General features: G+C 74.2%; 18 protein-coding genes and 1 pseudogene. 12 read left to right on the top strand and 7 right to left on the bottom strand.

Features of this window, described 5'->3' with window-relative positions:
- Positions 1-78: 78 nt before the first annotated feature.
- The gene (locus ACFXGN_RS27495) at positions 79-873 is read right to left on the bottom strand and encodes an SDR family oxidoreductase (RefSeq protein ID WP_384864314.1); all 795 of its coding nucleotides are present in this window, start codon (positions 871-873) and stop codon (positions 79-81) included.
- 1,112 nt (positions 874-1,985) lie between these two features.
- On the opposite strand from ACFXGN_RS27495, the gene ACFXGN_RS27490 reads away from it, so the two are divergent.
- From ACFXGN_RS27490 to ACFXGN_RS27475, 4 genes are all read left to right on the top strand, one after another.
- Positions 1,986-3,281 (top strand): exo-beta-N-acetylmuramidase NamZ domain-containing protein, encoded by a 1,296-nt coding sequence (locus ACFXGN_RS27490; protein WP_384864312.1) that lies wholly within the window; start codon positions 1,986-1,988, stop codon positions 3,279-3,281.
- Positions 3,282-3,355: 74 nt separating this feature from the next.
- Positions 3,356-4,699 carry an erythromycin esterase family protein gene (locus tag ACFXGN_RS27485; protein ID WP_384864310.1) on the top strand — a complete coding sequence of 448 codons (1,344 nt, stop codon included), beginning with the start codon at positions 3,356-3,358 and terminating at the stop codon, positions 4,697-4,699.
- Between the two features lie 173 nt (positions 4,700-4,872).
- Complete coding sequence (locus ACFXGN_RS27480; protein WP_384864391.1) at positions 4,873-6,171, top strand: serine-threonine protein kinase; 1,299 nt, start codon at positions 4,873-4,875, stop codon at positions 6,169-6,171.
- Between the two features lie 173 nt (positions 6,172-6,344).
- The gene (locus ACFXGN_RS27475) at positions 6,345-6,956 is read left to right on the top strand and encodes a hypothetical protein (RefSeq protein ID WP_384864308.1); all 612 of its coding nucleotides are present in this window, start codon (positions 6,345-6,347) and stop codon (positions 6,954-6,956) included.
- 171 nt (positions 6,957-7,127) lie between these two features.
- Here ACFXGN_RS27475 and ACFXGN_RS27470 read toward each other — a convergent pair whose 3' ends face one another.
- Positions 7,128-7,844 carry a chitinase gene (locus tag ACFXGN_RS27470; protein ID WP_384864306.1) on the bottom strand — a complete coding sequence of 239 codons (717 nt, stop codon included), beginning with the start codon at positions 7,842-7,844 and terminating at the stop codon, positions 7,128-7,130.
- 157 nt (positions 7,845-8,001) lie between these two features.
- Entirely contained in the window at positions 8,002-8,547 is a 546-nt protein-coding gene (soxR, locus tag ACFXGN_RS27465) for a redox-sensitive transcriptional activator SoxR (protein ID WP_384864304.1), read from the bottom strand.
- A gap of 134 nt (positions 8,548-8,681) precedes the next feature.
- Here soxR and ACFXGN_RS27460 point away from each other — a divergent pair, with 134 nt between their 5' ends.
- Positions 8,682-9,143 carry a MaoC family dehydratase gene (locus tag ACFXGN_RS27460; RefSeq protein WP_384864302.1) on the top strand — a complete coding sequence of 154 codons (462 nt, stop codon included), beginning with the start codon at positions 8,682-8,684 and terminating at the stop codon, positions 9,141-9,143.
- Here ACFXGN_RS27460 and ACFXGN_RS27455 read toward each other — a convergent pair.
- From ACFXGN_RS27455 to ACFXGN_RS27445, 3 genes are all read right to left on the bottom strand, one after another.
- Entirely contained in the window at positions 9,134-9,760 is a 627-nt protein-coding gene (locus ACFXGN_RS27455) for a TetR/AcrR family transcriptional regulator (RefSeq protein WP_384864300.1), read from the bottom strand. The genes ACFXGN_RS27460 and ACFXGN_RS27455 overlap by 10 nt on opposite strands.
- Before the next feature lie 135 nt (positions 9,761-9,895).
- The gene (locus ACFXGN_RS27450; protein WP_384864298.1) at positions 9,896-10,183 is read right to left on the bottom strand and encodes a YiaA/YiaB family inner membrane protein; all 288 of its coding nucleotides are present in this window, start codon (positions 10,181-10,183) and stop codon (positions 9,896-9,898) included.
- A 70-nt stretch (positions 10,184-10,253) separates the two neighbouring features.
- A complete protein-coding gene (locus ACFXGN_RS27445; RefSeq protein ID WP_384864296.1) occupies positions 10,254-11,405 on the bottom strand; it encodes an acyl-CoA dehydrogenase family protein in 1,152 nt (383 codons plus the stop codon).
- A gap of 67 nt (positions 11,406-11,472) precedes the next feature.
- Here ACFXGN_RS27445 and ACFXGN_RS27440 point away from each other — a divergent pair.
- The 4 genes and pseudogenes from ACFXGN_RS27440 to ACFXGN_RS27425 all read left to right on the top strand — a co-directional run.
- Positions 11,473-12,099: pseudogene (locus ACFXGN_RS27440) on the top strand (TetR/AcrR family transcriptional regulator); the annotation flags it as partial.
- 180 nt (positions 12,100-12,279) lie between these two features.
- A complete protein-coding gene (locus ACFXGN_RS27435; protein WP_384864294.1) occupies positions 12,280-12,975 on the top strand; it encodes an ArsR/SmtB family transcription factor in 696 nt (231 codons plus the stop codon).
- A gap of 207 nt (positions 12,976-13,182) precedes the next feature.
- Positions 13,183-14,091: a DMT family transporter gene (locus ACFXGN_RS27430; protein ID WP_384864292.1), complete on the top strand. Its 909-nt coding sequence runs from the start codon at positions 13,183-13,185 to the stop codon at positions 14,089-14,091.
- 182 nt (positions 14,092-14,273) lie between these two features.
- Positions 14,274-14,963 (top strand): TetR family transcriptional regulator, encoded by a 690-nt coding sequence (locus ACFXGN_RS27425; protein ID WP_384864290.1) that lies wholly within the window; start codon positions 14,274-14,276, stop codon positions 14,961-14,963.
- 414 nt (positions 14,964-15,377) lie between these two features.
- Here ACFXGN_RS27425 and ACFXGN_RS27420 read toward each other — a convergent pair whose 3' ends face one another.
- Positions 15,378-16,040: a TetR/AcrR family transcriptional regulator gene (locus tag ACFXGN_RS27420; protein WP_384864288.1), complete on the bottom strand. Its 663-nt coding sequence runs from the start codon at positions 16,038-16,040 to the stop codon at positions 15,378-15,380.
- A gap of 122 nt (positions 16,041-16,162) precedes the next feature.
- Between ACFXGN_RS27420 and ACFXGN_RS27415 the strand changes: the two genes are divergently transcribed.
- The 3 genes from ACFXGN_RS27415 to ACFXGN_RS27405 all read left to right on the top strand — a co-directional run bounded on the left by ACFXGN_RS27415 (position 16,163) and on the right by ACFXGN_RS27405 (position 18,868).
- Positions 16,163-17,101, top strand: a complete 939-nt coding sequence (locus tag ACFXGN_RS27415) for a DMT family transporter (protein WP_384864286.1) — start codon at positions 16,163-16,165, stop codon at positions 17,099-17,101.
- Between the two features lie 229 nt (positions 17,102-17,330).
- Positions 17,331-18,131, top strand: a complete 801-nt coding sequence (locus ACFXGN_RS27410) for an MBL fold metallo-hydrolase (RefSeq protein WP_384864284.1) — start codon at positions 17,331-17,333, stop codon at positions 18,129-18,131.
- Between the two features lie 35 nt (positions 18,132-18,166).
- A complete protein-coding gene (locus ACFXGN_RS27405; protein WP_384864282.1) occupies positions 18,167-18,868 on the top strand; it encodes a DsbA family protein in 702 nt (233 codons plus the stop codon).
- Positions 18,869-19,050 lie beyond the last annotated feature (182 nt).

Genomic DNA, 19,050 nt, shown 5'->3' with positions numbered 1-19,050 from the left:
CTTCTCCCCGCCCGGTAGATCTTCCCATCCGCCGGGCCCGGGGGCGTCCGCCGAGGCCCGGCGGGCGCCCGTGGGCGGTCAGCGGGGGCCGCTCTCCCAGGTGCGCTGGAGGTGGTTCATCGTGGTGAGCCAGCGCTCGGGGTCGGTGGCCCGGTTGCGGTAGTACCCGGCGACCTCGGGGTGGGGCAGGACGAGGAAGCGGTCGGCGGCGACGGCGTCGAGGAGGGCGTCGGCGACGGCTTCGGGCTCGATCGCGGTGGGCACGAGGACGAGTTCCCCGGCGGATCCGGCGGCGGTGAGCATGTCGGTGCGGACGCCCTGGGGGCAGATGGCGTGGACGGAGAGGCCCCGGTGCCGGTAGGTGAGCGAGAGCCATTCGGCGAAGGCGTACGCGCCGTGCTTGGAGACGCTGTAGGGGGCCGCGCCGATCATGGTGAGCAGCCCGGCGGCGGAGACCGTGGAGACGAACCGGCCGCTGCCGCGCTCCAACCAGGCGGGGAGGAGGGCGCGGGCCGCGCGGACGTGGGCCATGACGTTGACGTCCCAGGCGGCGGCCCAGACGTCCTCGTCGGCGAAGGCGTCGCCGGGCGAGGCGAGTCCGGCGTTGGCGCACCAGATGTCGACGGTGCCGCCGAGGGCCTCGCGGGCCTCCTCGACGACGGCGGAGGCGTCGCCGGGGACGGCGAGGGCGCCGGTCTCCTCCGCGACGGCCTTCAGCCGGGCGGGGTCGAGGTCGTTGACGACGACCCTGGCGCCCTCGGCGGCGAACCTGCGGGCGAGGGCGGCGCCGATGCCGCCGCCCGCTCCGGTGACGACGACTCCGGCGCCCCGGACGGCGTCGATGCCCGTGCTCCCGCTCGTGCCCGCGCTCATGTCCACCTCGTCGACGTGACGGCCCTGACCTTCCGGACGGCAGACTAACCGGTCGGTATGTCACGGGGGAAGGGGCGGGGGTGGGGTGGAGCCGGGGGGCCTGGCGGGAGCCGGGGGCCGGGTGGAGCCCGGGGCCTGGCGGGAGCCCGGGGCCTGGCGGGAGCCCGGGGCCTGGCGGGAGCCGAGCGGGCCGGGGCCTGGCGGGAGGGGCGGGGCTGAGTCGGCAGCCGGGACCGGGACCGGGCGCTGATGGTCGGGCAGGAACGGTCCTGGCCGAGGGCCGGGGTCGGGGCCAGGGCCGGAGTCGGGCCCTCGGCCCAGGGCCCAGGCCGAGGGCCGGGACCGGGCCGGATCGGGGTCAGGGTCGGGATCGGGGCCGGGGGCCAGGGTCGGGACCGAGGCCGGGACCAGGGCCGAGACCGAAGCCAGAGCCAAGGCCGGGATCGGGGCCGGGGCCAGGGCCGGAGTCGAGCCCTCGACCCAGGGCCCAGGCCGAGGGCCGGGGCCAGGCCAGGGCCGGGGCCAGGCCAGGGCCGGGGCCAGGCCAGGGCCGGATCGGGGCCAGGCCAGGGCCGGATCGGGGCCAGGCCAGGGCCGGATCGGGACCGGGACCCAGGCCGGGACCAGGGCCAAGGCCGGGATCGGGATCGGGGTCGGGGCCGAAGTCAAGGCCAGGGCCGGGAGCCAGGGCCGGGCAGTGGTCGGTGGTCGGTGGTCCGGGCGGAAGCCCCCGGCCCGGACACCGGCGGCGGATGGAGGCCCCGGCCGTTCGGCGGTCGGGCGCGGCGGAGCCCTCGGTCCCGTACCGGTCGAGCGGGAAACGAGTCCGGCAAGGCCGGGGCCGGACTCGTACCGGGACCGCGACCGCGACCCCGCAGCGGTCGGGCCGGGCGGAAGCCCCGGCCCGATGACGGCGGGCGAGCGGGGCTCCCGGCCGTGCCGTGCTCGGGCGCGGCGGAGCCCCCGGCCGCGCGGCGGCGGCGGACGGAAGCCCCCTTCCCGTCCCGCCCGCCCGGTCCCGCACGCCTCGTTCCCCGGCGGCGCCGGGAGCGCTAGCGTGCGTGCCCATGTCACGTACCCCGGCCGGGGGCGGCGAACGAGGAGGTCTGCGCATGGGTCTGACGCGACGGAGTCTGCTGGCCGCCGGGGGCGCCCTCGGGGCGGTGGCCGCCACCGCCCCCGCTGCTCCGGCGGCTCCGGCCGCCACCGCCGCTCCGGCGGCTCCCGCCGTCCCCGCGACGGACCGGCCCCCGGGGCGCGGCCGGGTGCGGACGGGCTTCGACCGGCTCGCCGCCGACGGGTACGCGCTGCTCGCCGGGGAGCGCGTCGGCATCGTCACCAACCCCACCGGGATCACCGCCGACGCCCGGCACGTGGTGGACGTGATGCACGCCGACGACCGGGTGGAGCTGACCGCCGTCTTCGGCCCCGAGCACGGTTTCCGGGGCACGGCCCAGGCGGGCGGTTCGGAGGGCCGGTACGACGACCCGGCGACCGGACTGCCCGTCCACGACACCTATCTGAAGAGCGGGCAGCCGCTCGCGGACGTCTTCACCGCCTCCGGCGTGGACACGGTCGTCTTCGACATCCAGGACGTCGGCGCCCGCTTCTACACGTACATCTGGACGCTGTACGACTGCATGGCCGCCGCCGCGCTCGCCGGGAGGCGGTTCGTGGTCCTCGACCGGCCGAACCCGGTGACCGGGCGGGCCGCGCTCGGCCCCGTCCTGGACCGGGCGTTCGCCACCTTCGTGGGGCGCGAGCCGATCGCGCAGGCGCACGGGATGACCGTGGCGGAGCTGGCCCGGCTCTTCGCCGCCGAGTTCCTGACCTCGCCGGTCGACCTGGAGACGGTACGGATGGCGGGGTGGCGGCGCACGGACTTCTTCGACGCCTGCGGGCTGCCCTGGGTGCCCCCGAGCCCCAACATGCCGACCCCGGAGACCGCGCTCGTCTACTCCGGAACCTGTCTCTTCGAGGGGACGAACCTCTCGGAGGGCCGGGGCACCACCCGCCCGTTCGAACTGCTCGGCGCCGAGGGCGTGGACCGCCGGTGGGCGGAGGCGGCGAACGCCCTCGGGCTGCCCGGGGTCCGCTTCCGCGAGGCGTACTTCGCGCCGACCTTCTCCAAGTTCCAGGGCAGGACCGTGGGCGGGGTCCAGCTGCACGTCCACGACCGGGAGTCGTTCGACCCGGTGCGGACCGGCATCGGACTCCTCGTCACCGCCCGCGCCTCCTGGTCCGGCTTCGCCTGGCGGCCGGACCACTGGATCGACAAGCTGACCGGGTCGGCCCGGGTGCGGACCCTGATCGACGCGGGGGCGGGCGTCGACGAGGTGACGGGTGCCTGGGAGGCGGACCTGGGGGCGTTCCGGGCGGTGCGGAAGGAGCACCTGCTCTACCGCTGACGGGGGTTGTCCCCCGGCGACGGCCGGGGGACGGCGGGATGTCGCCCGGCCGGTACGCCGACCAGGCTGGCCCCATGAAGCCCACCGCACTCCCCCTCCGCCGTCGACTCCCCCTCGTGGGGCTGCTGGTCGCCGCCTGTCTCGGCGCCCTGACGCCCGCCGCCGGGGCGGCCGGTCCCCCGGACGGCCCCGATCCGGCGCGCGAACTCGCCCGTACGGCAGTGCCGTTCACGGATCTGGCACCGCTCGACCGGATGATCGGCTCGGCCAGGGTCGTCGGTGTCGGCGAGGCCACGCACAGCTCGGCCGAGTTCTTCACCGCCAAGCACCGGATCTTCGAACACCTGGTGGAGCGGCGGGGCTTCACCACCTTCGCCCTGGAGGCCAACTGGTCCACCGGACTGCTCGTCGACGCATGGGTGCGCACCGGCCGGGGCGACATCCGGGCGATCATGCGGGACGAGTTCCAGGAGTCGTACCGCCTGTGGAACACCGAGGAGTACCTCGACCTGTTCCGCTGGATGCGGCGGCACAACCAGCTGCACCCCGGGCACCAGGTCCGCTTCATGGGCAACGACCTGGGGTACGCGGGCCCGAACCTCTTCGACGCGGTGACCTCCCACGTGGCCCGTACCGATCCGGCACTCCTCCCCCGGTTCCGGGAGCTGTACCGGGCCTCGCGGCCCACCGGGAGCGTCGAGAGCTGGATGAAGGGGTACATGGCGAGGCCCCTTCCGGAACGGCGGCGGATGGCCGCCGAGGTGAACGGGGCCCTGGCGCTCCTGGAGCGCCGCCGCCCGGCCACGGACCCCGGCGCGCGCGAGGCCGCCGCCTGGGCGGTCCAGCACGCGCGGGCGATCGCCCAGGTCGGCACCGAGATGGCGCACGACTTCGGGACCGACGAGGGGATCGCGGCGGCGATGCTCTACCGGGACCGGACCATGGCCGAGAACACCGTCTGGTGGCAGCGGCGGACCGGCGACCGCATGGTGCTCTCCGCGCACAACGGGCACGTCGGCTACGAGACCACCGCGCCGGAGCAGTATCCGAGGCTCCAGGGCGCCTTCCTCCGGGACGCCCTCGGCGACGGCTACGTCAGCGTCGGCGCCTCCTTCGGGCAGGGCTCCTTCAACGCGCACGAGATCGGGGTCCCCGGCGAACCCCTCCGGTCCTTCACGGTCGGCCCGCTGGGACCGGACAGCACCTCCGCCGTCCTGGACCGCGTCTCGTCCGGCGCCTTCTACCTGGACCTGCGGCGCGCCGTTCCGGCGGCGCGCGACTGGCTCGGCGTCCACCGGCCGACCTGGAGGATCGGCACCGCGTACCCCTGGCCCGGCAACGTCGCCCCGGTCCGGCTCGCCACCTCGTACGACCTCCTGGTGCACTTCCCCCGGGTCACGGCGGCCCGACTGCGGTGAGCCGGGCCCGTCACCGTCCCGGGTGTTTTCGGCTCCGGCGGCGCTTTCCGGACACCGTCCAGGTCTGACCGGGGCCCGGCACGGGAATGCTCGCCCGGGAAGCCGCCGCCCGCGCACCGCGCACCGGGCGCGACGGCCCCTCGACGCGGAGGGACGGTCGGGCCGTGACCGGGATGAGTGTGGAGCCGTACCGGGAGCTCCTCTTCGACAAGGAGGGTGACGGTCCCGCCGGGCAGGCCGGCGCCCTCGCCTCGCTCGCCCGGCAGGGGGTCGGCGACCTGATCGTGTTCGCGCACGGGTGGAACAGCTCGCCGTCCGGCGCCACCCGGCTCTGCTCCGACTTCTTCGCCCCCTTCCCCGAGCTGCTCGCGCCGGGCGTGGAGGCGGGGTACGCGGGCCTGATCTGGCCGTCCATGATGTTCAGCGGCGAACCGGCCCCGGACTACCGGGCCCTGGTGACCGTCCTGCCGGAGAAGGAGCAGGTGCTCGACCGGATCACGGACCTGCTGGTGGCGGCGGCTCCGGACGAGACCGCGTTCGCCCGGTTCGGGGCGCTGCTGCGGGAGCTCGCGGACATGGCGCCGGGGGAGGGCGCGGCCGGACCCCCGGCGCGGGTCCCCGAGTTCCTGCTCGCGGACCCGGTGGAGACGTGCGCGCTGTTCACCGCCGCGCTCGACGCGTGCGGGCGGGGCGGGGCGGGCCCGGCGCCGGAGGGGTTCCGGGTGGACCTCGGGGCGTACTGGCGGGGCGCCCGGGAGGCGCTGCGGCAGACCACGTACTACCTGATGCGGGAACGGGCGGGCCGGGTCGGCGAGTTCGGGCTCGGCCCGCTGCTCGGCGAGGTGGCCCGCGCCGCGCCCGGACTACGGGTGCACCTGGTCGGCCACAGCATGGGCGCCCGGCTGGTCGCGTACGCGCTGAAGGGGCTGCCGCCGGGGGCGCGGCCGGTGGCCTCGGTGACGCTCCTCCAGGGCGCCTTCTCCCACTACGCGTTCGCGGAGCGGCTCCCGCACGATCCCCGGCGCTCCGGCGCGCTGCGGGACGTCCGGTCGCGGGTGCGGGGGCCGGTGGTGGCCTGCTACTCGCGGCACGACACGGCGCTGGGGGTGATGTACCCGCTGGCGTCCCGGCTCGCGGACGAGTCCGCGTCGCTGGCCGCCGTCGCCGGGGGGCCCGGCCCTTCCCCGGCCGGGACCGCCGCCGGAACCGCCGTCGGGGTGCCCGGCGCGGCCCTCTCCGCCGTCTCCCGGCTGTCGGGCGTGGACGACCCGCGCTGGGGGGCGATCGGGCACGACGGGGTGCGGGCCGTCCCGGGGACGGCGGCGCGGACGCTGGCGCGGGTGCTGCGCGAGGGGGTGCCGGGGTCGGGGTGCGTGAACGTGGACGCGGCGGAGGTGGTCCGCTCGCACGCGGACATCTGCCACGCGGAGCTGGCCCGGGTGGTGGTGTCGGCGGCGGGGGCGGGACGGTAGGGGGCCGGGAGCGGGTCCGGGGTCGGGAGCACAGCGGACGCCGTGGTTCCGGTGGTCCCCTTCCGTCTCTCCCGTCCCACTGATGCCTGCCATCCGAATTCCGATGGAACACCCGGGGCCGCTCGTTCGTCCCTCTGATACCGCGGAAGGACCAGCGACGGAGGTGGCGGGAGATGGCCGGTTTCCGGAGTCTCGCGAGACAGGTGCGCGATCCGGGGTGCGACACCGCGCTGCGCAGGTACTCCCTGCGCAAGTGCCTGGAGCGGTTCGCGCCGTACGGGCACCGGGCCACGTGGGACCATCTGTGCCGCAGGCACGGGTTCGGTCCCGAGGACCGGGAGCTCGACCCTGGGCGGCTGACGGCCGCGCTCGACGAACTGGAGGAGGCGCGGGCCGTGTGGCTCGCGTACGAGGAGGGGTTCGCCGCCCGGCGGCGGCGCGAGAAGCAGGAGGGGCTCCGGCGGCTCGGGGCCCTGGACGACTGGCACCGGCGGGTCTGGGGCGGCAACGGGGTGGTGCGGTGCGGCGACCCGTCCGTGCACCCCTCGGCCCCGCTGCCCGAGGTGCTGCGACGGCTCGTCACCGCCCTGGAGGGCGCGCCGGGCGAGGACTGTCCGGTCTGCGCGGGACCCCGCGTCGCCTGGGCCGCCCCCGGTGACCCGTACGAGCCGAGGCTGGGCCCGGTGTGCGGGGACTGCGGGGTGGACGTGCCCCGCGCGGTGCTGACGCCGGAGGCGCTGGCACGGGCCAGGAGGCGGGACCACACGCTGGCCTCCGCCGCGTGAACCCGGGCGGTGACGCGCCGCCCCGGGCCGGTCCGGACGGGTACGGGGGACCCGGCCACCGCGCCGGGGCCGTGCCGGAGGCGCTCGCCGGACGGCGGCCCGGCCCGGGACGCCACGGAGCCGGTCGGGGCCGACCCCGGAGAGGTCCGGCCCGGACCGAGGAGCCGCTCGTCAGCAGGAGATGTCGCCGCCGCCGACGTCGGTGCCCAGGACGCCGACGAACTGCCGGTACAGGTTGATGCGGTCGTTGCGCTCGTCCGGGTTCTTCCCGTCGCACTCCAGGGCGCCGTTGATGCTGCGGATGGTCTGGCCGAAGCCCTTGCCGTCGACGATGGCGTTGTGCGGGGTCACCGATCCGGCTCCGGACTGGGTGTTCCAGAACCAGAGGCCGGTCTTCCAGGAGGTGGCCGGGTTCTTCTCCGCCTGCCAGGGGTCGTTCAGCAGGTCGATGCCGAGGGAGTCCCCCGCGGCCTTGTAGTTGAAGTTCCAGCTCAGCTGGAGGGGCCCGCGGCCGTAGTAGGCGGACTGTCCGGCGGGACAGCCGTACGGCTGCGAGGTGTCGCAGTAGTGCGGGTAGTTGGCGGTGTTCTGCTCGACGACGTAGCGGAGCCCGCCCGTCTCGTGGCTGACGTTGGCGAGGAACGCCGCGGCCTCCCGCTTGCGGACGGCGTCACCGCCCGTGGTGGTGAACTGCGGATAGGCGCTCAGGGCGTCGACCAGCCCCTGGTACGTGTAGAAGGAGTTCCGGTTCGGGAACATCTGGTGGAACTGGCCCTCGCTGACCACGAAGGAGCCGGCTGCGGCGGCCGGGGCGGTCTGGCCCGCCAGGGAGAGGGAGCCGAGCAGAACGACCGAGGCCGCGGTCGACAGGGTGCGGAAGAGCTTCATGGTTCCTCGGGGAATCGACGGGATGGGCGAGCTGAACGCTCGGGCGGAACGACCGCACCATCATGATCGACACATCACGACCCTTCGCACGAAATCCCCCAAACACACTCTTTCGTGTCAATTGGGGTCAATCGAGCAGGAGAGGATCACTCTTCCCTCAGCGGTCCCGGCACTCCCCGGAATCATGGACTTCCGGGACTTCCCGGGCTTGCGGGGCTTCCCGGCCTTGCGGGGCTTCCGGGGCGGGGTGGCTGACCCCGAGGAGGCGGGAACCCGCCATCCGCTCGCCGAAGACGTCGTCGGGGTTGGACAGGACGCAGGTCTCCAGGGACAGGCAGCCACAGGCGATGCAGTCCGTCAGATGGTCACGGAGCCGCCCCAACTGCTTGATGCGCTGGTCGAGTTCGGTGCGCCAGGCGACGGAGAGCCGGGCCCAGTCCTCGTTGGTGGGGGTGCGCTCCTCGGGGAGCCGGGCGAGCGCGTCGCGGATCGTGGCGAGCGGGATGCCGACCCGCTGCGCGGCCCGTACGAAGGCGACCCTGCGGAGGGTGTCGCGGCCGTAGCGGCGCTGATTGCCCGAGGTGCGGCGGCTGCTGATGAGCCCCTTCGCCTCGTAGAAGTGGAGGGCGGAGACGGCCGCCCCGCTACGGGCGGAGAGCTGGCCGACCGTGAGCTCGTGGATCTTCTCTGGAATCTGCGGCACCCGGTGCACCCTACTGGTCCGTTGACACCGCACCCCGTGCCCCACATGCTGAGCAAGCGCTTGGACAGCGCGACCGGGAGCCGCCCACGGGGTGCCGGGAGGGCGGGACGCGAGGCACGAGAGGGAGCAGGGACATGGCCGAGCCGAGGATCTTCACCTCCGCCGAGGAGCTGCGCGCGGGGGTCGGCGAGCAACTGGGCTACAGCGACTGGCTGGAGATCGACCAGAAGCGCATCGACCTCTTCGCCGAGGCCACCGGCGACCACCAGTGGATCCACGTGGATCCGGAGCGGGCCGCCGCGGGGCCGTTCGGCGCGACCATCGCGCACGGCTACCTGACGCTCTCGCTGCTGCCCGCCCTCGTCCCGCAGGTGATGTCCGTGGAGGGCATGAGGATGGGCATCAACTACGGCACCGGGAAGGTGCGGTTCCCCTCCCCCGTGCCGGTCGGCTCACGGCTGCGGGCCACCGCCGTCCTGACGGAGGTCACGGAGGCGGGCGGCGGCGTCCAGGTGACGGCGCGGGTGACCGTGGAGCGCGAGGGCGCGGAGAAGCCCGCCTGTGTCGCCGAGTCGGTCTCGCGCTACTACTTCTGACCGCCGACCATCCGCAGCACGAGGTCGGCGTAGAGCGCGCCGACCTCGTCGGGCGTCCGGCGGCCCTGGGTGGTGAACCAGCGGGAGACGTCGATGCACAGCGACAGCACGGCGACCGTGGTGCCGGGGACGTCCGGCACGTCGAACTCGCCCGCCGCGACGCCCTCGGCGATGATCCCGCGCACCACCGCGTCGGACTCCCGTCGCAGTTCCACGATCTCGGCGCGGTGTACGGGGCCGAGGGCGTCCAGCTCGTACTGGACGACCCGCGCGGTGGCGTGCCGCTCGGCGTGCCAGCGGACGAAGGAACGGACGGCTCCGGCGAGCCGCTCGGCGGCGGTGCCCTCCCCGTCGGCGGCGGCCCGGAGGATCTCCAGGGCCTTGTCGTGCCCGATCCGGCTGATCCGGTGGAGCAGCTCTTCCTTCGTCTTGTAGTGGATGTAGAGCGCGGCGGGGCTCATCCCCGCGCGGCCCGCGATGTCCCGGGTGGTGGTGGCGTGGTAGCCGCGCTCGGCGAAGGCCTCGACGGCGGCCACGAGCAGCCGACGGGCCGCCTCGGGCGTGACCTCGCCCCAGGGCGCGTCCTCGCCCCCGGGCGTCTCCTCCGCCGTGCTCATCCCACTACCCCTTCTCGGACCCCGTCAGGACGAACACCATACAACGAACCTGAGCAAGCGCTTAGAGGCGGTCCATGAGGTGCGCACTTCAAAGGCGGCCTCCCCCGGGCCGGGGTCTCCGCGCGGGGCCGGGGATCAGAGCTTCTGGAAGGGGTCGTGCTCCGCGAGGAGCTTCTCCAGGCGCGCCTGGTCCACCCGGCTGACGATCTGCCCGGCCTCCTGCCGGTCCCGGACGACCTTGGCGAGCGTGAACGCCGAGGTCGTGAGGTAGAGGACCGAGACGGCGAGGAAGGCCCGCACCCAGGCGCTCGCGTCGAGCTGGTAGACGCCGACGGCCACCGCCGCGACGGCGATCCCGAAGGAGATGACGGCCTGCGCGTAGTAGGCGGCGGTGTTCTGCTGCTTGACCGGTGTGTCGCTCATGCCGCCCAGCATCGGGCGGACGGGGCGGGCGTCCCATCCGTCCGGCTACTCAGGCGGGCGCCCCGGGTACTCAGAAGGCCGAGACGCCCGTCAGGGCCCGTCCGATGATGAGCTTCTGGATCTGACTGGTGCCCTCGTACAGGGTCATCACCCGGGCGTCGCGCAGCAGCTTCCCGACCGGGTACTCGTCGATGTAGCCGTAGCCGCCGAACACCTGGAGGGCGTTGTTCGCGGCGCGGACGGCCGCCTCGGACGCGTACAGCTTCGCCTGGGAGGCGGCGGTGGCGAAGTCCTGGCCCCGGTCGATCAGATCGGCGACCCGCCAGGTCAGCAGCCGGGCCGCGGCCACGTCGACGGAGATGTCGCTGATCAGCTCCTGCACCAGCTGGTACGAGGCGATGGGCTTGCCGAACTGCTCGCGCTCCCCCGCGTACCGCACGGCGGCGTCGAGGGCCGCCTGCGCGATGCCGACACAGCCCGCCGCGACCGACATGCGCCCCTTGGCGAGGGCGGACATGGCGACGGAGAAGCCCTTCCCCTCGGGGCCGAGCAGCGCGGAGGCGGGGACCCGGACGCCCTCCAGGACCAGCTCGGCGGTGGCCTGGCCGCGCAGCCCGAGCTTGCCGTGGACCGGACGGCGGGTGAGTCCGGGGGCGTCCGCGGGGACCAGGAAGGCGGAGACGCCCTTGTGGCCGGGGGCGGCCCCGGTCCGCGCGAAGAGCAGGACGACATCGGCCCAGGTCCCGTTGGTGATGAACATCTTGGTGCCGTCGATGACGTAGTCGCCGCCGTCGCGGACCGCGCGGGTGGCGAGGTTCCCCGCGTCCGAGCCGGTGCCGGGTTCGGTGAGACCGAAGCAGCCGAGCGCCTCGCCGGAGGCGAGCCGGGGCAGCCACGCGCGCTTCTGCGCCTCGTCGCCCCAGGCGGCGATCGTCTTGGCGACCAGCCCGAGGGAGACCGAGACGATCCCGCGCACGGAGGAGTCGCCGCGCCCCAGTTCCTCGGTCACCAGGCAGTAGGCGAGGTGGTCGCCGCCGGAACCGCCGTACTCCTCGGGGACGGTGAGCCCGAGGAAGCCGAGCGCGCCGAGCTTCCGCACGATCGCCCGGTCGACCTCCTCGGCGCGGTCCCAGGCGACGGCGTGCGGGGCGATCTCGCGGGCGACGAACTCCTCGGCGAGCCGCCGCACGGCCTCCTGTTCCTCACTGAGTGCCAGATCCACCGCGCCCACCCCGCCCACCGTTAATTACCACTGCTAGTTTTCGATGTCCGGGCCTACTATGTGCGCCATGGCCCGACCGCGCAAGCCCCTGCTCAGCCGAGACCGCATCGTCGAGACGGCGGGCGCGCTGGTGGACGCGGAGGGTCTCGACGCGCTCTCCACCCGGCGGCTCGCGGCCGGACTCGGGGTGAGCGGGCCCTCGCTCTACAACCACTTCCGCACCAAGGACGAGATCCTCGACGCGGTCGCCGACGCGGTCAGCGCCAAGGTCGACCTGTCGATGTTCGACGAGGACGACGGCCGCGACTGGCTGACGGCGCTGCGCGACTGGGCGGTGTCCTACCGCGCCGCCCTGGCCGACCACCCCCACATCGTGCCGGTGCTCGCCCGGGGGCCCGGCCGCCGCCCGGCGGGCCTGCGGGTGGCCGACGCGGTCTTCGGCGCGATGGTCCGGGCGGGCTGGCCCCCGGCCCAGGCCACCTCGATCGGGGCGCTCATGCGGTACTTCGTCACCGGCTCCGCGCTCGGCTCCTTCGCGGGCGGGTTCGTCGACGACGAGACGGCGTACGACCCGGCGGCCTACCCCCACCTCGGCCGGGCCCACCTCCTCGCCGAACACCGGCAGAAGGTGGACCAGGGCGCCTTCGACACGGGCCTGCGGGCCCTGCTCGACGGCCTCAGGCTCCAGTACGAGGCCCGGGAGCCGCGCCCGCGACAGGACGGGACGGACGCGTCCCCGCGAGCGCGAGCGGATGCCGATGCCGGGGGCGGGGGCGGAGATGGGGATGGGGATGGAGACGGGGCTCCGGTGGGCGACGGTTCGGTTCCGGACGTTTCGGCCTCGGCCGAAGGGTGAGTACGGCAGCCTGGGAGCATGGCTGCCAGTGACCTCGCCGCCCTCGCGGCGCTCTTCGCGGACGAGACCCGTGCCGCGTTCCTCCTCGCGCTCCTCGACGGCCGGGCCTGGACGGCGGGCGAACTCGCCCGGCACGCGGGAGTGGCCCCCTCCACCACCAGCGAGCACCTCGGCAGACTGGTCGGCGGCGGGGTGCTCACCGAGGAGCGGCAGGGCCGTCACCGGTACGTCCGCCTCGCCGACCCCGGGGTCGCGCACCTCGTCGAGGACCTCGCCGCCCGCTCCGAACCGGCCGTTCCCCCGCCGCCCCGTTCGCTGCGCGCGGCGAACGCCGGACGGGCGATGGCCAGGGGCCGGACCTGCTACGACCACCTCGCCGGGCGCCTCGGCATCACGATCACGGAGGCGATGACCGGGCGCGGACTCCTCCGCCAGGACACCGGGTTCGCCCTCACCGACCGCGGTCTGGCCTGGTACGACGGGCTCGGCGTCCCGCTGACGGGCCGGGGGCGCAGGCCCCTCGCCCGGGGCTGCCTCGACTGGACCGAGCGGCGTCCGCACCTGGCCGGGCTCGCGGGCGCCGCGCTGTGCGCGCACGCGCTCGACGCCGGGTGGTGCGTACGGATCGGGTCCGAGCGGGCCGTACGGGTGACCGAGGAGGGCGAGCGCGCGCTGTACGCGTCCCTGGGCATCGCCCCGGAATCCCTGCGCTGACCCGGACCCGCGCCTCACCCCCGGGGGGCCCGCTCCCCCTGGGGCCCGGGACGCGGACCGGCCCCCTGCGCCTCCGCCCCTGCCCGCGCCTCTGTTCCTGCCCGTGCCCGTGCCTCTGTTCATGTCCCTGTCCCTGTCGGCGCCCTCGCCCGTGTCCGTACGACATTGCGGCGGGTGCCGAAACGTCCGCCGCATAGCGTCGGGGACATGCAGAAGCCAACCTCGCGTCCGGCGGTCGCCGCCGCCTGCGTCACCGTCGTCCTGTGGGCGTCCGCCTTCGTCTCCATCCGCAGCGCGGGCACCGCCTACTCCCCCGGCGCGCTGGCGCTCGGGCGGCTGCTCACCGGCGCCCTGGTCCTCGGGGTCTTCCTCCTGATCCGCCGGGAGGGCCTCCCGCCCCGGGCCGCGTGGCCGGGGATCGCGACCTCGGGGCTGCTCTGGTTCGGGGTGTACATGGTGGCGCTCAACTGGGGCGAGCAGGAGGTCGACGCGGGCACGGCGGCGATGGTGGTCAACATCGGCCCGATCCTGATCGCCCTGCTCGGCGCCCGCTTCCTGCGGGAGTCGCTGCCGCCCCGGCTGCTCGCGGGCATGGCGGTGTCCTTCGCGGGCGCGGTGACCGTGGGCCTGTCGACGTCCGGTTCCGCCGGGCACGCCTCGCCGCTCGGGGTGCTGCTGTGCCTGGTCGCCGCGGTGGCGTACGCGGGCGGGGTGGTGGCGCAGAAGCCCGCCCTCGCGCACGGCAGCGCGCTCCAGGTGACCGCGTTCGGGTGTCTGGTGGGCGCGGTGGCCTGTCTGCCGTTCGCCGGACAACTGGTCCGGGAGACCGCGGCGGCCCCCTGGACGGCCACCCTGAACATGGTCTATCTGGGGGTCTTCCCGACCGCTCTCGCGTTCACCACCTGGGCCTACGCCCTGGCCCGTACGACCGCGGGGCGGATGGGCGCGACGACGTACGCCGTACCCGCTCTGGTCGTGCTGATGGCCTGGGGGTTCCTGGGGGAGCTGCCGGGGCCGCTGACCCTCGTCGGGGGCGCGCTCTGCCTGGCGGGCGTGGCTGTTTCCCGGTCACGTCCGAAGGCCTCGCCGGACGCCGGAACGGCCGGATCCACCTGACAGGCCCTACCACTGGTTCCGGACACTTCGCGGCCCTGCGGTGGCGGGGAAGCGTCCCTCACCAGGAGGGGAGGAGCACGTCAAGCCCCAGTTTCGGCCCGGCCGGATAGTTTCGAGACGGTCACAGGCGCGGGCCGGAACATGACGCTCCGGCACCTTCTCGCAAGCCGACGGGGGAGCTCATGGCGGTTCAGCAGCGGGCCGAGCGGACGAGACGGGAGATCCTGTCGGCAGCCGCGCGGGTCTTCGACGGGCTGGGGTACGAACGGGCCTCGCTGGCCCGGATCGCGGGCGAGGCGCGGGTCACCACGGGAGCGCTGGTCTTCCACTTCGCGACGAAGGCGGACCTGGCGACGGAGGTACGGGTGCGGGCCCGCGCGGTCACCCGCGTCACGGTGGAGTCGGCGTGCCTGTCGACGGAGGGCGTGGGCGGCACCGCGATCGACAAGCTGGTGATCGCGACGCACGCGCTGATCCGGCTCTTCGAGACGGACCCGACCGCGCGGGCGGGCGAACGGCTGGCGCGCGAACTGCAGTCGACCGGCCCCGGGCAGTCGAGGGAGTGTCCCTGGCGGCGCGAGGTGGCACGGCTCGCCCGGTTCGCGGCGGCGGAGAAGGCGCTGCGGCCCGGGGTGGACGCGACGGCGGTCGCGGCGCTCATCGGGTACGTGATCACCGGGGTGGAGCTGGAGATGCGCTCTCCGGACGTACGGGTCGAGGAGACCTGGCCCGTGGAGGAGGCCCGGGAGCCCCGCTGTGCCGCCGAGAGCGGCGCGCTGCCGGGACCGGCCGAGCAACGGCTCGCCCGCATCTGGGAGTTGATCCTCCCGGTCCTGGTGCGGCAGCCGACCGTCCGGCGCCACGGCGCCTGATCCGCCCCCGCCGGGCCCGTCCGCCGGACGCCCCGGCCCGGCGGCGCGCCACCGACCGGTCCCGTACGACCTGGTGGCCGGTCCCGTACGACCCGGCCCGGGGCCACCGTACGACCCCGGGCCCGGGGTCGTACGACCGGCCCGGCCCCCTCCCGTACGGCCCCGCTCGGCGCCACCGCCGCTCCGGCGTCGGCCGTCAGCCCCGTACGACCTGACTCTCGCTCCCGTACGACCCGGTCCCGTCGCACTCGGTCTCGTGCCGCCGACCGGTCCCGCCCCACAGCCCGGCGCCGTGGCGCGCGGGCCCGTGGCGCGCGGGCCCGTGGCGCGCGGGCCCGTGGCGCGCGGGCCCGTGGCGCGCGGCACCGTCCCCGCGGACCGTCGCCCGGTCCGGTCCCGTCCCGTCGTCCGGGATCAGGTTCCGGAGCGCAGCAGTTCTCTGGCGAAGCCCGCGAGCGAGTGGCCGATGCGGTCGGTCGACAGGCCGAGTTGATGCCGCTGGAACTGGAACAGCTCGGGCGCCAGCGGAGCGAGCGCGATGTCGATCAGCGGGTCCGGGTCCCGGACGCCGTGGTCGACGAGGAGCGTCCGGACATGGACGCGCCAGAAGCCGTACGCGCCGGTCCGGAAGCGGGCCGCGCCGGTCTCCGCCCCGAGGGCCAGCGGCAGGTGCCGTTCGAGGAGGTCCAGCATCGCGAGGTAGAACGCGGCGAGCCGCTCCCCCGCCGGTGCGCCGGGACCGAGCGGCGGCGGACCGTAGATGAGCTGCCCCTGGAGCCTGCGCTCGTGCTCGTCGAGCAGCGCCACCGCGACCGAGGACGGGTCGGGGAAGCTCCGGTAGAGGGTGGCGCGGCCCACCCCCGCCGCCTTGGCGATCCGGTCCATGGTGACCGTCCGCGGGTCCTGCTCCGCGAAGAGCCGTTCCGCCGCCGTCAGGATCTGGGCGCGGTTGCGTTCCGCGTCCGCGCGTCTGCGCGGGGCGACGGGCTGTTCGTCCGCCGCCTGGAGGTCGCCGAGGAGCCCGCCGACCCGGTGCACGGGCACGGCGCCACGCCCGCGCTGCTCGTCGTCGCTCATACGCCAGACCTTACTTCCCTCGAAGCCAAGTGGACACCTTGTCCGTTTGCCATCTCTCATGCGATGCTAAACGGACTCAGTGTCCACTTAACCGCTCGTCACCCCGTCCCAGGGAGATCACGATGCACACCGCGCTCCTCGCCGCGGCCCTGCTGGTCGGCTGCCTGCTGGCCGTCCAGGCCTCGGTGAACCTCCAGCTCAACTCGGCCGTCGGCACTCCGTACGGCGCCTCGACCATCCAGCTCGGCGTCGCGACCGGCCTGCTGACCGTGCTCGCCGTCGTCGCCGGAGCCCTCGGCGCGCTCGGCAAACTTCCCGATGTCGAGCCCTGGCAGCTACTCGGCGGACTGGCGAGTCCGCTCTACATCACCAGCGGCATCCTGCTCTTCCCACGGCTCGGCGCCCTCGCCGCCGTCGGGCTCTTCGTCACCGGCCAGATGTTCGCCTCGCTCGCGCTCGACCTCTTCGGCCTCCTCGGCCTCCAGCGGAAGGACCTGAGCGCGGGCATCGTCATCGGCGCCCTCGCCGTCCTCGCCGGCATCGTCGTGATCATCCGCGGCATGAAGGCCGCGGCCCCTCCCGGCGCCCCCAGGATGTCCGGCGCCGGACGCGCCGGCTGGCTCGCGCTCGGTGTGCTCGCCGGTGCCGTGCTGCCCGTGCAGGGCGCGGTCAACGCCCAGCTGCGCGCGCAGATCAAGGAGCCCATCACCGTCGCCGTGATCAGCTTCGCCGTGGCGACCTTCACCATCGCCGTCGTCCTGCTGGTGCTCTACGCGACCCGCAGGACCCCCAAGCCCAAGATCGCCCCGCTGAAGAAGATGCCCTGGTGGGGCTGGCTCGGCGGGGCCTGCGCCGCCGTGTACGTCACCGGCACCTTCCTGCTCATCCCGTCCATCGGCGCGGCCGTCACCATCGCGCTCACCGTGACGGGCCAGCAGCTGACCTCGGCCCTGATCGACCACAAGGGCCTCTTCAAGCTCCCGCAGCGCTCGCTCACCAAGCCGCGCGCCCTGGGCCTCGCCCTGCTGATCGCCGGTTCGCTCACCATCCAGCTCGTCTGATCCGGCTCGTCTGATCCGGCTCGTCCGGACCGGCTCGCCCGGCCAGCCCGTCCGACCCGGATCGGACGGTCCGGGTCGTCCGGATCCGGGCCACCCGCCCCCCGGGAGCCGCCCGGGGGGCCAGGCCCGCCCCGGAAGCCCGCCGCCCCGGAGCCCCCGCCGCCCGCCCGGTGCGCCGGGGGACCCGCCCGCCGCGTCACGCAACTCGCCGCGTCATGAAAGGTGTGTCATGAAAGCGTCCTACACCGCCGGGCCGGACATCCATGTCCTCCCCTCGGCCCTGCCCATCCCGGGCCTCGGCGACCAGCCGGTGAACGGCTTCCTCCTGCGGTCCGGCCAGCCGCTCCTGGTCGACACCGGGATGCCGGTGGACCGCGAGGGCTTCACGGACGCCCTCTGGTCGCTCATCGACCCGGCCGACCTGCGCTGGGTCGTCGTCACCCACGACGACCGCGACCACACCGGCGCCCTGGTCCGCGTCCTGGCGGAGGCACCGAACGCGAAGGTGCTCGCCAACGCGATATCACTGACTCGAATATCCGAAGAGTTCAGCATTCCGCAGGACCGGGTAGTAACTGCTAACCCGGGCAGTCGTGTGAAGCTCGGGGACCGCGAACTGAGTTTCCACCGCCCGCCCACTTTCGATTCACCCGGGACCCTCGCCGTGTTCGACCATTCCGATGGAACGCTCTACAGCTCCGACAGTTTCGGCACCGTGGTCGAGGAAATCGCCCATGACCTCACCGACCTCGCCGAGGAGGAATTCTTTCACGGTTTCGAGGTCCTCAACCGGGCGATAGCCCCCTGGACCGCGCTCGTCGACGAGGCGAAGTTCCTCCGGCCGGTGCGCGAACTGGCCGGGCTGCGGCCCGCGAAGCTGCTGAGCGCCCACGGACCGACCGTCCGGGGGGACGCCGTGCCGCGGCTCTTCGAGGCCATGGCCCGCATCCCCTCCCTGCCCGCCTGGCTGCCCGGTGCCGACCTCGACCTGGAGGCGGCGCTGGACGCCGTGGAGTCCCCGGCGGGCTGAGCCCCGCCCCGCCCGCGTACGAACCGAGGAGAACCATGTCCGACCCGACCACCGCCGATCTGACCCCGCCGCGCGGAGTCGTCACCGTCTTCTCCGACATCTGGTGTTCCTTCGCGCACATCGCGATCCACCGGCTGCACGCCGCACGGACCCGTCTCGGTCTTGAGGAGCAGGTCTCCTTCGACCTGCGCGCCTTCCCGCTGGAACTGCTGAACGACGCCCCGAGCCCGCGCCCCGGCACGGACAGCGAGGTCGCCCGGATGGCCAGCCTGGAGCCTGCCGCGGGCTGGCAGCTGTGGCAGGCCAAGGACTGGCTCTACCCCTCGACGACCCTGCCCGCCCTGGAGGCGGTGCTCGCCGCCAAGGAGCAGAGCCTGAACGCCTCCGAACAGCTCGACCTCGGACTGCGCAGGGCCTTCTGGGCCGAGTCCCGCTGCATCAGCCACCGCAAGGTGATCCTGGACGTGGCCGCCGCCACCGGCGTCGTGGACGTCGGCGCCCTCACCGAGGCGCTGGACGACGGGCGGGCCCGCAGGACCCTCGCCGACCAGGCGGCGCTGTCCGCGAGCGACCGGGTGAACTGCAGCCCGCACCTGTTCCTGCCCGACGGCTCCGACCACGCCAACCCGGGCATCGACGTGGGCTGGGAGGGCGCGTACGGCATCGGCTGGCCGGTGATCTCCTCGGACGACCCGAAGGTGTACGAGGACATCCTCCTGAAGGCCGCCACCGAATAACCGAAAAGCCCGCGAAAAGCGGCCGTAGAACGAGAACGACGTCCAGGCATTCCTGTTCGAGGAATGCCTGGACGTCGTTCTTTTTTTTCTCCGGCAGAACATCGCCGTGATTATTAATTGCGTGACCCGGCCGTTATTCGCAAGGCCGCTCGAAGCTCCTAAAGTCATTCATGCCGCCGGAA

The sequence above is a fragment of the Streptomyces sp. NPDC059247 genome (genome assembly GCF_042754005.1).
Lineage (GTDB): Bacteria > Actinomycetota > Actinomycetes > Streptomycetales > Streptomycetaceae > Streptomyces.
The sequence above is the reverse complement of the archived record's forward strand: the minus strand, read 5'-3'. Positions and strand labels throughout refer to the sequence as shown.

Excerpts from the sequence above, each read along its gene's own strand:
- ACFXGN_RS27470 (WP_384864306.1), bottom strand. The coding sequence starts at position 7,844 with ATGAAGCTCTTCCGCACCCTGTCGACCGCGGCCTCGGTCGTTCTGCTC.
- ACFXGN_RS27425 (WP_384864290.1), top strand. The coding sequence starts at position 14,274 with ATGGCGGTTCAGCAGCGGGCCGAGCGGACGAGACGGGAGATCCTGTCG.
- ACFXGN_RS27450 (WP_384864298.1), bottom strand. The coding sequence starts at position 10,183 with ATGAGCGACACACCGGTCAAGCAGCAGAACACCGCCGCCTACTACGCG.
- ACFXGN_RS27415 (WP_384864286.1), top strand. The coding sequence starts at position 16,163 with ATGCACACCGCGCTCCTCGCCGCGGCCCTGCTGGTCGGCTGCCTGCTG.
- ACFXGN_RS27455 (WP_384864300.1), bottom strand. The coding sequence starts at position 9,760 with ATGAGCACGGCGGAGGAGACGCCCGGGGGCGAGGACGCGCCCTGGGGC.
- ACFXGN_RS27485 (WP_384864310.1), top strand. The coding sequence starts at position 3,356 with ATGAAGCCCACCGCACTCCCCCTCCGCCGTCGACTCCCCCTCGTGGGG.
- ACFXGN_RS27495 (WP_384864314.1), bottom strand. The coding sequence starts at position 873 with ATGAGCGCGGGCACGAGCGGGAGCACGGGCATCGACGCCGTCCGGGGC.
- ACFXGN_RS27435 (WP_384864294.1), top strand. The coding sequence starts at position 12,280 with ATGGCTGCCAGTGACCTCGCCGCCCTCGCGGCGCTCTTCGCGGACGAG.
- ACFXGN_RS27480 (WP_384864391.1), top strand. The coding sequence starts at position 4,873 with ATGAGTGTGGAGCCGTACCGGGAGCTCCTCTTCGACAAGGAGGGTGAC.
- ACFXGN_RS27430 (WP_384864292.1), top strand. The coding sequence starts at position 13,183 with ATGCAGAAGCCAACCTCGCGTCCGGCGGTCGCCGCCGCCTGCGTCACC.
- ACFXGN_RS27420 (WP_384864288.1), bottom strand. The coding sequence starts at position 16,040 with ATGAGCGACGACGAGCAGCGCGGGCGTGGCGCCGTGCCCGTGCACCGG.
- ACFXGN_RS27405 (WP_384864282.1), top strand. The coding sequence starts at position 18,167 with ATGTCCGACCCGACCACCGCCGATCTGACCCCGCCGCGCGGAGTCGTC.
- ACFXGN_RS27460 (WP_384864302.1), top strand. The coding sequence starts at position 8,682 with ATGGCCGAGCCGAGGATCTTCACCTCCGCCGAGGAGCTGCGCGCGGGG.
- ACFXGN_RS27410 (WP_384864284.1), top strand. The coding sequence starts at position 17,331 with ATGAAAGCGTCCTACACCGCCGGGCCGGACATCCATGTCCTCCCCTCG.
- ACFXGN_RS27475 (WP_384864308.1), top strand. The coding sequence starts at position 6,345 with ATGGCCGGTTTCCGGAGTCTCGCGAGACAGGTGCGCGATCCGGGGTGC.
- ACFXGN_RS27490 (WP_384864312.1), top strand. The coding sequence starts at position 1,986 with ATGGGTCTGACGCGACGGAGTCTGCTGGCCGCCGGGGGCGCCCTCGGG.